We start from the raw sequence: 13,041 nt of genomic DNA, 5'->3' as shown, positions 1-13,041 counted from the left end.
ATGGTAACGGTTGACAACTGTTGTATTTTGGATTAAGGGTAGTGGCCGTTTGAAAAGCTGTGTAAGCGATATGATTAACAACGGAAAGATTAATTGGGAAAAGATAACATCGCTGGTAATTGGTGTTTTTTTGATGCTAACCTACATTTTGGGACTTTTTGTGCCGGTAACAAGCGATGCCGGTAAGTATGCTGCAATCAGCCGCATTATCTATGAAACGGGGGACTGGATTAATCTCACCATTCATTTTGAGCCTTATCTTCAAAAACCTCCGTTGCTTTTTTGGATTACTGCACCGTTTTATTTCTTGTTCGGGCCATCGGAAGTTGCTTTTAAATTGCCGGTGCTCTTGTACTCGGTGCTTGCCATTTATTCTACCTATCGTTTTGCACGATTATTTTACAGCAGGCAAACAGCACGGCTGGCTGCAATTATGCTGGCTACTTCCGAATTTTATTTTCTTTTTCACAACGATATTCATACCGATGTGTTACTAACGGCCAACGTAATTTTTGCCATGTGGCAGTTGGCGGCTTATTTTAAACAAAAAAGGTTGATTAATATGCTGTTGGCGGGGTTAGGTATTGGCCTTGCCCTTATTTCAAAAGGACCAATTGGCGTTTTTGTTCCGGTTACTGCAGTGTTTGCACATCTTATTTATACCCGCCGCCTAAAAGATGTGTTTAACTTAAAAATAGTTGCAGGTGTCCTGCTTTGTTTACTGATACTCGCCCTTGGTTTAACCGGATTGTATAATCAGTTTGGCTGGGAAGGACTCCGGTTTTTCTTTTGGGAGAATAATGCGGGCCGTATTTCAGGAAGAATTAAAGGAAGTAGTGTGGATTATTTCTTTTATTTCCATACGGCCTTGTACATTTTTCTGCCCTGGGGAATTTTATTTTTTCTATCGTGGTTTTTCGAAATTAAGTCGCTGCTGAAAAAGAAGAGTATAGAGTTATATAGTTTAGGTGCTATTGTGCCTTACTGGATTGTTATTTCGGTTGCACAGGCTCAGTCGCCTCATTATTTTATGGTGTTGTCGCCTTTTATGGCCGTTTTATCAGCCAAGTGGCTTGTGTTCTTTTTACAATCAGAGCGTCATAGGGGTATGAAAAAGGCTCTTAGTGTTATACAGTATATAACTATTGTATTTATGTGGGTGTTGATATTAGGCCTTTGCCTGTATGCTTTTCCGTCGAAAAGTTTTTTGTTTTGGGGAGGCTTGATTGTTTTGATGGTGCCCATGCTTTTGCCCTTGCCACAAACCCAAATAAATAGAATAATGCTCAGGTCGGTAATTGCAATAGTTGCATTAAGTTTTTCAATTAATGCGCATTTATTTCCGGCTGTATTTAAATACCAATCGGTTATACCTGCATGCAATACATTTAATAATAGGGCAAAAGAAGGAGAAATGTTGAACTCCTATCTTTCGCAGCACCGCGAATTGTTTTTTTATGCAAAAACGCCCGGATACTTTCTCTATGATTCAGCAGATTTGAAAAAGTGCCTGACCAGGCAAAAAAGTACTTGGATTTATACTAACGATGAAGGATTGCAGCAAATTGCTGAAAGCGGAGCAGGTTTTGAGTTGGTTGAGTCGTTTAAACATCGTAGCCTTTCAGGATTCACCCCGGGATTTATAAATCCTGCAACACGCCATAGTCGTTTAAAAAATATGCACTTGGTTCATATTTTCCCTGCTTTCAACTAATTCAGGGAAGTATTTCTCATTTCTTATCGTTTTTACCCCTTTTTTATTCAGTTCGCGTTTTATGTGGATGTTGAATGAATTTGATATTTATGATTGTTTATTTTGTATTTAAGTGTAAAATCGGCAGTAAAAACGATAAAAACATATCAAAAAGGTATGATATTGCATCGGATATTAATAATTTGTTAAGTGAATTGTGTTTAAAATAAAAAATAGGGGTGTGAATGAAAAAAAGTGCATTAATTTGAATCGAAAACAAAAAATAATGGGGTCAATATAAAATAAAAGCATAAAAAATTTTTTAGACACCATTTAAAATAGGGATACGACAGAAGAAGATAAAATAATAGCAGTTTAACTTTTAAAATTTACAATTATGAAAAAGACACTACTGATTTTTGCAAGCATGTTACTTTTAGTGGCCGTTACGGCACCAACAGTAAAAGCACAAGAGGTAGATGCAGGTTTAGACATTTACAGCAGTTATGTATGGCGTGGTATTAAATTTGGTGAAGGTGCAGCCTTCCAGCCATGGGTTGAATTTAGTGCCGGTGGTTTTGCCATTGGAGCATGGGGGTCGTACTGTGTTTCGGATAATGAAGCAGCAGAAGCTGACTTGTATGCAAGTTATGGTTTTGACTTAGGCGAAAATGCATCCTTAAGCTTTACCTTAACCGATTACTATTTCCCCGGAACTACAGCTGATCCAGTATCGTGGACAGATGGTGACAATCACTTTTTTGAGCCAATGGTAGGACTTGGTGTAGGTGCATTCTCATTCTCAGCAGCATATATGTTTTATGATGGTGCCGGAAAAGACGGTGATGCTTCAGGCGACTTGTATGTTGAAGCCGCAGTAACAGCCGGTCCGGTTGATATTACCTTAGGTGGTGGTAACGGAGCATATTCTATGAAAGATGATGCCGGATTTGATATCTGTAATATTGGAATTTCTACTTCAAAAGAGATCAAACTTTCGGAGTCGTTTTCTCTTCCTTTGTCAGGAGCAGTTATCCTGAATCCATCTTATGAGTCATTCCATGTTGTAGTTGGTATTTCACTATAATCCGGAATATTATAAAAAATGAAACGAGTTCGCTAATTCCGAACTCGTTACATCTTATCCTTTAAAAACAAACAATATTAAATAAGATGAAAAAAGTTGAAGCAGTAATTCGCAAAACAAAATTTGAAGAGGTAAAAGATGCTCTTTATGAAGCAGGCATTGAATTCTTCTCTTTCTGGGATGTTAGAGGAGTTGGCCAGGCTCGCCAGGGTAGAGTATACCGTGGAGTTGTATACGACACCAGTACTATTGAAAGGATAAAATTATCCATTATTGTTCGTGATAAGAATGTTGACAAAACTGTTCAGGCCATTTTAGGATCTGCACGCACAGGAGAAATTGGTGACGGAAAAGTATTTATCCTGCCAATTGAAGAATCATTCCGTATCCGCACGGGCGAAGCAGGAGATGAATCGCTTTACATAAAAGGAAAAGAAGAATAATAACGAGAAAAAATTGAATTATCATGGAAGAACTTTCGATGTCGATTAACAATATATGGGTTTTGGTTGCCACCTTTTTGGTGATGTTTATGCAGCCAGGATTTGCAATGGTGGAAGCCGGTTTTACCAGACAAAAGAATGCGGCTAACATTTTAACGAAAAACCTGGTAGACTTTTCGGTTGGTGCCATTTTGTTCTGGGTAATTGGTTATACTTTAATGTATGGCGAATCAATTGGCGGATTTATCGGAATGCCAAGTTTGTTTATTAACGATAACGGTATTGGCGACTATGCCAACAAAACCGATTTAATGTTCCAGACTGTGTTTGCTGCTACTGCCGCAACAATTGTATCAGGAGCAGTTGCTGAGCGTACAAAATTTAGCGCGTATATTATTTTTACAATCGTAATTACCGTATTTATCTATCCAATTTCTGGTCACTGGAAATGGGGTGGCGGTTGGCTTGATCAACTTGGATTCCTTGATTTTGCAGGATCTACAATTGTTCACTCTGTTGGTGCATGGGTTGGTTTAGCTGGTGCTATCGTTCTCGGACCTCGTATGGGTAAATATGTTAATGGTAAAGCAAAAGCGATACCGGGTCACAACCTTGTATTAGGTGCCTTAGGTGTATTTATCCTTTGGTTCGGATGGTTCGGTTTTAACCCAGGATCTCAGTTGGGAGCTGCCGGTAACGACAATGCTGTTGCAATTGCACACATTGCTCTAACAACCAACCTGGCTGCTGCCGGTGGTGCAATGGCTGCCCTGTTTACTTCATGGATGAAATATAAGCGTCCTTCATTATCGTTGGCATTAAACGGTGCATTGGCCGGGTTGGTAGGTATTACTGCCGGTTGTGACATTGTTAGCCCTGGCGGCGCTTTAATTATTGGTATTATTGCCGGTATTATACTTGTTTTCAGTGTTGAATTTATCGACCAGAAATTAAAAGTAGACGACCCTGTTGGTGCAATCTCAGTACACGGTGTAAACGGTGCATGGGGAACATTGGCAGTAGGTTTATTTGCTACCGATGGTGGTTTATTCTACGGCGGTGGAGCAAGCTTATTAGGTGTTCAGGCAATTGGCGTTGGTGCTGTATTTGTATGGGCATTCGGATTAGGATTAATTCTCTTTAAGGTTATAAAAGCAACCATAGGATTGCGCGTCTCTAAGCGCATTGAAGAAGAAGGACTCGATGTTTACGAACATGGTGAGAGTGCCTATAACTAATCTTCTTCAGCTTTTAAGTCTGTAGCTGTCTGTTTGTGGCCCCGTCGCTGGGCGGGGCCTTTTTTCAACTACACGACTTCTGGCAAAAAGAGAACAAAGATATTAACTATACAATTATTTCGTTTTACGTTTAATTAAGGTCAAGGGAGTTTATAGTTAGTTTAGTTAGATTAAAAGAATCGGTAACCGGCTGCAATTTGTAGCCGGTTTTTTTGTTGAAAAAAATTACAGCTTTGCAGGAAAAGTATAAAAGGCTTGTTTATTTTTGCTGCCCTAAAAATTAGTTGTTATGATGCAGACCTGGTTTGAAAGTAAAGTAAAATATATGAAGGTTTCTGAAAGTGGAGCCGAAAACATGGTAACCGAAAACTTTTTATTGGATGCCGTGTCGTACACCGATGCTGAAACAAGAATTATTCGCCAAATGCAGCAGATGGTTCGCGGTGGCGAGTTTCAGATTGTTGACATAAAAAAGTCGCGTATTGCCGAAGTTTTTCCTTTTGAAAATGGCGAGTGGTGGTTTAAAGCAGCCATCAATCTGGTTACAATTGACGAGGATGCCGGCAAAGAGAAAAAGATAAAAACTAATTATCTGATAATGGCCGATGATATAAAAGAAGCATTGGCCCGCCTGGATGAAAGTCTGGAATACCTGGTTATTCCATACGTTGTTACTTCGTTGGCTGTTAGCCCAATTGTAGATGTTTTTCCGTATAATCCTGAGGAAGCTCAAATTCCTGAAGGTTATGTGCCGGTAGAAAATAGCGAAGAGGAACAGAAGAATCCGATATTTACTGATGGTGTAAATCCGTTTGAGGAAGAACCTGAGACTGAGTCGGGTGCTGATGAAACTGATACTGACGATAGCGAGAAAGCAGTAGAATAATATAAAAACGAAAAGCCTGCCGAATAATACCGACAGGCTTTTTCTTAAGTAAATTATTAAGTAGTTGACAAAAAATCCTTACAGGTTTACCATCACTTTGTAATAGTTGAATTTGCATCTCATTTTCGGATCAAACTGATAATAAGCAATAGCAATACGGCAAATATCCTGAATGGTTTCATAAATCTCAGCAACTTCTTTTTTCCCGTAATTATCAAGTTCAGTTTCCCCTTCCAATGCCACAAAACAATCTTCAAATTGACTTACACGGTTGGCGCACATTAGTATCTTATCAAATAAAACATCAGGCGTTCCATGTTCAACCACTTTCTGTCTTGTACTTTCTGTTAGGTTGGCAGCAAAGGTTTTAAGAAACTTGAAAAGACTTAAGTGGTCGCCGTTTTTAGCATCGCTGAAGTAGTCGGTATAGCCGGTATTTTGAAAAAACTCTTTAAGAAAACCTTTGTCTTTTTTGAAATCGACTTTAATTGAAGCCCTAAGTACTTTCAGGTGTTGAAGCCCTTCAACCATTATTTGATGCCATTCGCGGTAGTGTTCGTCTTTTAGAACTTCCAGACTGTCGATATAGTGCTTGTCTATCGTATCCTCAATCCATACACTTAGCGAGGTGGCAAATTCCGGATCCCAGTCTTTGCGCAGAATGGACAGTTCGTAAATGTTTTCTTTAAAGGTTTTCGCGATTTCCTGGCACGCTAAAATAGTTGCCGTACTGGTAGGACAAATGGTTAATGTTTCCATAAATGCGGTATTTTGTAGTTAGAAGATATAACAAAGCTACGGACTACTAATTAAAAATACCAAATTGTAAAGTGGTTATTTACAATGTTTTATAATTATGTTATGGAACTATGTTTCATAAGCATGTTATAGAATATAAAAAGCAGGCATTCACCTAAGTGAAAGCAGCGTGAAGCGTAAAACTTTTTTACTAGGTGGTTTTTGGTTTGGAAGTACTGAAAATGGGAATTACTTGTGCCTTTTCTTAAGCTCGCGTACTACATCTTCAATCCGGTAACCTTTGTGTGTTAGCAAAACTATAAGGTGGTACAACAGGTCGCCGGCCTCGTACATAAAGTTTTCATCGTCGTTGGCCATGGCTCCAATAATGGTTTCAACGGCTTCTTCGCCAACCTTCTGTGTAATTTTTCGTGTACCTTTTGTAAAAAGCGAAGTGGTGTATGAGCCTTCAGGCATTTCAGCTTTACGTTTGTCGATAAAATCCTGGAGGTAGCTCAGAAACTGGATGTCGTTTGCGGTGTTGCTTTCTTCAAAACAAGTATCGTCGCCTTTGTGGCAAACAGGGCCAACCGGATTTACTTTTATCAGCAGCGTGTCGTTATCGCAATCAATGGCTGTTGAAACAAGGTTCAGAAAATTTCCCGATTCTTCGCCTTTGGTCCACAAACGGTTTTTGGTGCGGCTAAAAAAGGTCACTTTTCCGGTTTCCTGTGTTTTCGAAAAAGCTTCATCGTTCATGTAACCAAGCATTAAAACATTTTGTGTTTCGGCATCCTGAATGATAGCAGGAATAAGGCCATTGGTTTTTTCGAAATCGATTTGCGAAATATCTGTAAGCTGTCTCATATCTGTTGAATGAATTCCGGAGCCTTTGGTCCGGCGTAATTTTTAATTCTGCTTTAGCGCTGCGAATTTACTATTTTGATTGACTAACGAACAACAATGCCCTGTTCTTTTAAGTATTTCTTAAGAACCGGGATCGGGATTTCGTTGTAATGAAAAATACTGGCCGCCAGCCCGGCATCGGCTTTACCTTTGGTAAAAACATCTACAAAATGGTCTTTAGCGCCTGCTCCTCCCGATGCGATAATTGGTATTTTTAGCATATCGGCCATTTTCGCCAGCTCTTTGTTGGCAAAACCATTCTTGGTGCCGTCGTGGTTCATTGATGTAAAAAGTATTTCGCCGGCACCACGGTCTTCGGCTTCTTTTGCCCACGAAAACAGTTCTTTGTCGGTTGGAATGCGACCACCATTAACGGTTACCGTCCAGTGTTGGTTTTCGTCGCCGCGTGCATCAATGGCCACTACCACAAACTGGCTTCCGAAGTTCAGGGCCAGCTCGTCTATTAACTTTGGGTTTCGAACTGCCGACGAGTTTATGGATATTTTGTCAGCTCCGGCAGCCAGCAGCTTTTCTGCGTCACCAATTTCGCTAATGCCACCTCCAACGGTAAACGGAATGTTAATGTGTGCTGCAATACGTTTTACCAGTTCTACAAAAGTTTTCCGACCTTCGTGTGTGGCAGTAATATCCAAAAAGCAAAGTTCGTCGGCACCTTCGGCTGCATATTTTGCTCCCAGTTCAACCGGGTCGCCTACTTCTTTGATGTCAACAAAGTTGATTCCCTTAACGGTTTGTCCGTTGCGGATATCGAGGCATGGTATAATTCGTTTTGCAAGCATATTTTATTTTGTTTTATCATTTCGACGAGTATGCGAGGAGAAACCTGTTGTTAATGCCACAGTTTTCTCAGCTTCGTTCCTCAGGTTTCGAATTGACAGCGTAGCTGTTACGCAATAAACTTTTCAATTTCCTTCAAAGTTATGCGATTTTCATAAATGGCTTTTCCGGTAATAACGCCCGGCACTCCCATTTCATCTAATTTTAATATGTCGCTCATGGTAGCAATTCCACCGCTGGCAATAATTTCCACTGTTGGCAGTGTGTTCATAATGTCGGCATACAATTCAAACGACGGGCCGCTAAGCATGCCGTCGCGGCTAATATCGGTCGAAATTACTTTGCTGATGCCGTTTTTCTGAAAACTTGAAATAAAATCGATTACTTCTAATTCTGTAGTTTCCAACCAGCCACTAACTGCCACTTTGCCGTCTTTGGCATCGGCGCCCAGAATTATTTTATCGCAGCCAAATTTCTCCAGCCAGCTCAGAAAAGTATCCTTTTCTTTTACAGCAATACTTCCGCCGGTAACCATGGCAGCTCCCGAGCTGAAAGCTATTTCAAGGTCTTTGTCTGATTTTAAACCGCCCCCGAAATCAATTACCAGGTTGGTTTTTGTGGCGATGGTTTCCAGCACTTTGTAGTTTACAATGTGTTTGGCTTTGGCACCATCTAAATCAACCAGGTGCAAACGTGTAATTCCGGCTTCTTCAAACATTTTTGCTACTTCCAGCGGGTTTTCGTTGTACACCGTTTTCTGGTTGTAATCGCCTTGCGAAAGCCGCACGCATTTGGCGTCAATCAGGTCGATGGCAGGTATTATTTCTATTTTTTTGGTCATATTTCTTTTTATTGCTTGCAATAATGCGAGGGCGCAAAGGTAAAAGAATTAGGCATTTTCAAGAATCATTTTCAATACTGCCTGTGCCGTAACCTCGCGGTTGTATGCTTGTTCTACCACAATTGAATTCGGGCTGTCGATAACTGCATCGCTTACTACCATGTTTCTTCGTACCGGCAGACAGTGCATAAATCTGGCATCATTTGTCAGTGCCATTTTTGCTTCATCAACGGTCCAGCTCATGTCTTTCGAAAGAATCTGCCCGTAATCGGAATATGAGGCCCAGTTTTTTGCGTAAATAAAATCGGCTCCTTCAAATGCTTTTTGCTGGTCGTATTCTACTTTTACATCGCCCATAAATTCGGGTGCCAGTTCGTATCCTTTTGGGTGAGTAACTACCAGTTCATAATCTGTTTCGCGCATCCACTCAACAAACGAGTTGGCCACTGCCTGAGGCAATGCACGAGGGTGAGGAGCCCAGGTTAACACCACTTTTGGTTTTTCCACTTTTTTGTATTCTTCAATGGTAAGCAGATCGGCAAAACTTTGCAGCGGATGGCGGGTAGCTCCTTCCATACTTACTACCGGAACACCTGCAAACTCTACAAACTGGCTCAGTATTTTCTCTGAATAGTCGTCTTCGCGTTTTTCAAATTTGGCAAAAGCACGTACGCCAATAACGTCGCAATATTTTCCAATTACCGGGATGGCTTCACGCAGGTGTTCGGCATTTTTCCCATCCATAATCACGCCCATTTCCGACTCAAGCTGCCAGCTGTCTTCGTTTACATTCATCACCATGGTATTCATGCCCATATTCATGGCTGCTTTTTGAGTGCTTAAACGGGTGCGCAAGCTTGAGTTAAAAAATACCAGTACCATGGTTTTGTTTTTGCCAAGGTGCTGAAATCCAAATTTGTTCTTTTTTACTTCAAAAGCGGTTGCAAGGGCTTTTTCAATGCCCGGAATATCTTTTACGGATGTGAAATTTTTCATTGTTATAAGTTTGAAGATGGAAGTGCTACGATAGATGTTTTAGCTTCCATTGTTTATATTTTGCCTGTTTTTTACTCCTTTTATCTTGGACGGGTTTGGCCGTCGCCTTCAATAATCCATTTATAGCTGGTAAGCTCTTCTAAGGCCATTGGCCCGCGTGCATGCAGTTTTTGGGTGCTGATGCCAATTTCGGCACCAAGGCCAAATTGAGCACCATCGGTGTAGGCTGTTGACGTGTTGGAATATACTGATGAGGCATCTACCATTTTGCGGAACATATCAATGCGTTGCTGATTTTCGGAAATAATAGCTTCGCTGTGCTTTGAAGTGTATTTATTGATGTGCGCTAAAGCTTCTTCAAAAGTATCAACGGTTTTTACCGACATTTTCATGGATAAAAACTCGGTGCCAAACGATTCTTCTGTTGCTTTAAAAAGCAAATCAGTTGGATAACTTGCTCTTATTTGTTCGTAGGCTGGTTCGTCGGCATAAATTACCACGTATTCTTCCGACAGTTTTTGGGCAAAGCTGCTTAAGTCAGTCAGTCTGTTTTTATGAATTACCAAACAATCCAGCGCATTACAAACCGAAACACGTCGGGTTTTTGCGTTAAAAATTATCTCGCAACCTTTGGTGGCATCGCCAAATTCATCAAAATAAGTATGGCAAATTCCTGCTCCTGTTTCAATTACCGGGATCGTGGCATTTTCGCGTACAAAATTTATAAGTCCCTGGCTGCCACGTGGAATAATTAAATCGATGTAACCATGCGCACGTAACATTTCGTTGGTTTCTTCGCGACCGGCCGGAAGCAGTGTAACCGTATTTTCATCAAGTTTAAATTGTTTTAAAACCTTACGAATAATGGAAACAATGGCCTGGTTGGAATAAATGGCGTCGCTGCCACCTTTTAGCACACAGGCATTTCCCGATTTCAGGCACAAGGCAAACACGTCGAACGTAACATTGGGGCGTGCTTCGTAAATAATACCAATTACGCCGAAAGGAACCGATACTTTCTTTATTCTTAATCCATTGTCCCGTAATGTTTCCTTGAGTGTTCGGCCAACAGGGCTTTCCAGTCTTGCCACATTCTCCATATCGGATGCAATGCCCTCAATTCGCTCTTCGGTAAGTTTTAATCGGTCGAATTTAGGATCTTCAGGATCCATTCTTTCCAGATCTTTTTGGTTTTCGGTTAGAATAAATGCTGAATTTTCACGAGCCTGTTTGGCCAGTTCGAGCAGCAAGTTGCTAACGGTTGATTCTTCAACCAGATTTAACTTTCGCGAAGCTTCAAGTGTTTTTTGCAGTTGTTCCTTTATTTTCATTTTTAACGTTTTTTAAAAAAAGAAAAAACCCTCTCCCGGGGGAGGGAGAGGGAGCTCAGAATAAGTTTAAATTAAGGCATCAAAAAAAAGGGGAGTAAGGGTGTTTGCCGGAGCCGACAAACGCTAGTTACGAGTTACTCTGAGCTGTTTTTGTTTCTATATATATTTATGTACTGTTTGTTCTGTTTTCCAGGTACAAATAATCGTAATGTATTACTGGTTTTTGTTTCTCTGTTTGTTTTTCTTTATCAATTTTGTCCGATCCGTACGAAGCTTTTCCCATTCCAACAAGAAGCCCATTTGTATCGGTTATTTTTATCAGATCACCTTTTTTAAATTCACCTTCAATCTTTTCAATTCCTACGGGTAACAGACTAACCGCTTTGTCGGAAATCAGCGCTTTTGCAGCGCCTTCGTTTATTACAATTTGTCCTTTTGTAAAACCATCGGAATAGCCAATCCATTTTTTTACACCGCTTGATGGTTTTTTATTAGGTACGAAGAAGGTGTGTTTTAGGTTTTTTGATTTATCGAGTAAGTCAATGAGCACATCGGGGCGGGTGCCGTTGGCCACATGCACGCCAATTCCATCGCCGGCAACTTTTTTGGCAATTCGGAACTTGGTTAGCATTCCGCCACGCCCAAAGTTTGAGCGCTGCGATGAGATGGCATTTTTGGGCCCTTTTTCTGTTATTTCTATGCGTTCAATCAACTCTGCACCTTCACTTTCGGGATGTGCGTTGTAAACGCCATCAATGTTGCTAAGAATAATCAGGGCCTCCGAGTCAACCATCGAGGCGATTAAGCCTGAAAGTTCGTCGTTGTCGGTAAACATCAGTTCGGTTACCGAAATGGTGTCGTTCTCGTTTACAATCGGAATGACTTTATTTTCCAACAGCGTGGTAATGCAGTTTTTCATGTTCAGGTAATGACCGCGGCTCGAGAAATTTTCTTTTGTAGTTAGCACCTGCGCACAGGTTAAACCATCCTCTTGAAAGAAATCGGAGTAACGCGAAATTAATTTTACCTGCCCTAGTGCAGCCCAGAGCTGGCGCTGCGAAACGGCGTCCGATTTTTTTGTTTCGCTCATTACGGCTCTGCCGGCAGCTACAGCCCCCGATGATACCAAAACCACCTCAACTCCATTTTTATGCAGAAGCGCAATTTGGTCGACAAGATGGGCTATGCGCGAAACGTTTAGTGTTCCATCGGCTTTGGCCAGCACATTGCTTCCAACTTTAACAGTTATTTTTTTGTATCGGCACTGCACGTTTTAGTTGTCTTTTATCTTTTTGTATGAAGCCAGTACTCCCTGGATTAGTGAAGAACTGAAGCCTTTGTGTTCCATTTCGTTTAAGCCGGTAATAGTAACGCCCATAGGTGTTGTTACTTTATCGATTTCGCGTTCCGGATGATGTCCTGATTGCAACAATAACTCAGTGGCACCTTTAACCGTTTGCGCCGTAATTAGTTGTGCCATTTCGGCGCTAAAGCCAATTTCAATGCCACCTTGCATGGCTGCCCGGATGTAACGCAGGGCGTAGGCAATTCCGCACGATGAAAGTACGGTGGCAGCAGCCATTAATTCTTCCGGAATTTCAATTGTTTTTCCCAGTTTATCAAATAACTCCACTACATATTCGCGATGTGCGGCGGTGTTTCCGTTGGCAGAAATACAAGTCAGCGATTCTTGCAAGGCAATAGCAGTATTGGGCATTACCCTAAAAATAGGAATGTCGTTTCCAGCCATTGCTCCTAAATCGTCGATACCTACACCTGCAACAATTGAGATGAATATTTTATTGGGTGCTAAAACGGGTTTTAGTTCATTTATCACCCCTTCAATATGGTAAGGTTTTACAGCAACAATAATTACGTCGGCATTTTTAGCCGCCTCAATGTTGTTTTGATAAGTGGCAATTCCCAAATCGCTCATTTTTCTGAGCGTGGTTTCTTTTCTGTCGGAAACGGCGATATTGGCCGCATCAATCGAACCCGATTTTAGCAGTCCGATTGCTATGGCTCCTCCCATGTTTCCTACGCCTATAATTGCTATTTTTTTATTTTCCATTTGGTCTAATTTA

The 13,041-nt window shown here is 40.9% G+C and carries 13 protein-coding genes; 5 read left to right on the top strand and 8 right to left on the bottom strand.

Translation table 11 applies throughout. From position 1 onward, the window contains the following. Positions 1-10 precede the first annotated feature (10 nt). From QZ574_RS07440 to QZ574_RS07420, 5 genes are all read left to right on the top strand, one after another. Positions 11-1,714: a glycosyltransferase family 39 protein gene (locus QZ574_RS07440; RefSeq protein ID WP_297088395.1), complete on the top strand. Its 1,704-nt coding sequence runs from the start codon at positions 11-13 to the stop codon at positions 1,712-1,714. A gap of 376 nt (positions 1,715-2,090) precedes the next feature. After that, positions 2,091-2,780: a hypothetical protein gene (locus QZ574_RS07435; protein WP_297088393.1), complete on the top strand. Its 690-nt coding sequence runs from the start codon at positions 2,091-2,093 to the stop codon at positions 2,778-2,780. Positions 2,781-2,866: 86 nt separating this feature from the next. Next, on the top strand, positions 2,867-3,223 hold the full coding sequence (locus tag QZ574_RS07430; protein WP_297088391.1) for a P-II family nitrogen regulator: 357 nt from the start codon (positions 2,867-2,869) through the stop codon (positions 3,221-3,223). Positions 3,224-3,246: 23 nt separating this feature from the next. Next, entirely contained in the window at positions 3,247-4,461 is a 1,215-nt protein-coding gene (locus QZ574_RS07425) for an ammonium transporter (RefSeq protein WP_297088389.1), read from the top strand. 289 nt (positions 4,462-4,750) lie between these two features. After that, a complete protein-coding gene (locus tag QZ574_RS07420) occupies positions 4,751-5,347 on the top strand; it encodes a DUF4494 domain-containing protein (protein WP_297088387.1) in 597 nt (198 codons plus the stop codon). 78 nt (positions 5,348-5,425) lie between these two features. Here QZ574_RS07420 and QZ574_RS07415 read toward each other — a convergent pair whose 3' ends face one another. The 8 genes from QZ574_RS07415 to proC all read right to left on the bottom strand — a co-directional run bounded on the left by QZ574_RS07415 (position 5,426) and on the right by proC (position 13,028). After that, complete coding sequence (locus tag QZ574_RS07415; RefSeq protein ID WP_297088385.1) at positions 5,426-6,106, bottom strand: hypothetical protein; 681 nt, start codon at positions 6,104-6,106, stop codon at positions 5,426-5,428. 228 nt (positions 6,107-6,334) lie between these two features. After that, positions 6,335-6,952, bottom strand: a complete 618-nt coding sequence (gene hisIE / locus QZ574_RS07410) for a bifunctional phosphoribosyl-AMP cyclohydrolase/phosphoribosyl-ATP diphosphatase HisIE (protein ID WP_297088383.1) — start codon at positions 6,950-6,952, stop codon at positions 6,335-6,337. Between the two features lie 83 nt (positions 6,953-7,035). Further along, positions 7,036-7,791 (bottom strand): imidazole glycerol phosphate synthase subunit HisF, encoded by a 756-nt coding sequence (hisF, locus tag QZ574_RS07405; RefSeq protein ID WP_297088382.1) that lies wholly within the window; start codon positions 7,789-7,791, stop codon positions 7,036-7,038. A 107-nt stretch (positions 7,792-7,898) separates the two neighbouring features. After that, positions 7,899-8,630 carry a 1-(5-phosphoribosyl)-5-[(5-phosphoribosylamino)methylideneamino]imidazole-4-carboxamide isomerase gene (hisA, locus tag QZ574_RS07400; protein ID WP_297088380.1) on the bottom strand — a complete coding sequence of 244 codons (732 nt, stop codon included), beginning with the start codon at positions 8,628-8,630 and terminating at the stop codon, positions 7,899-7,901. Positions 8,631-8,678: 48 nt separating this feature from the next. Then, complete coding sequence (locus QZ574_RS07395; protein ID WP_297088378.1) at positions 8,679-9,626, bottom strand: N-acetylornithine carbamoyltransferase; 948 nt, start codon at positions 9,624-9,626, stop codon at positions 8,679-8,681. A gap of 80 nt (positions 9,627-9,706) precedes the next feature. After that, a complete protein-coding gene (locus tag QZ574_RS07390) occupies positions 9,707-10,957 on the bottom strand; it encodes a glutamate-5-semialdehyde dehydrogenase (RefSeq protein ID WP_297088376.1) in 1,251 nt (416 codons plus the stop codon). A gap of 166 nt (positions 10,958-11,123) precedes the next feature. Then, a complete protein-coding gene (gene proB / locus QZ574_RS07385) occupies positions 11,124-12,227 on the bottom strand; it encodes a glutamate 5-kinase (RefSeq protein WP_297088374.1) in 1,104 nt (367 codons plus the stop codon). A 3-nt stretch (positions 12,228-12,230) separates the two neighbouring features. After that, entirely contained in the window at positions 12,231-13,028 is a 798-nt protein-coding gene (gene proC / locus QZ574_RS07380; protein WP_297088373.1) for a pyrroline-5-carboxylate reductase, read from the bottom strand. Positions 13,029-13,041: the final 13 nt, after the last annotated feature.

The organism is uncultured Draconibacterium sp. (assembly GCF_913063105.1).
GTDB lineage: Bacteria > Bacteroidota > Bacteroidia > Bacteroidales > Prolixibacteraceae > Draconibacterium.
This window is presented reverse-complemented; position numbering and strand designations above follow the sequence as displayed.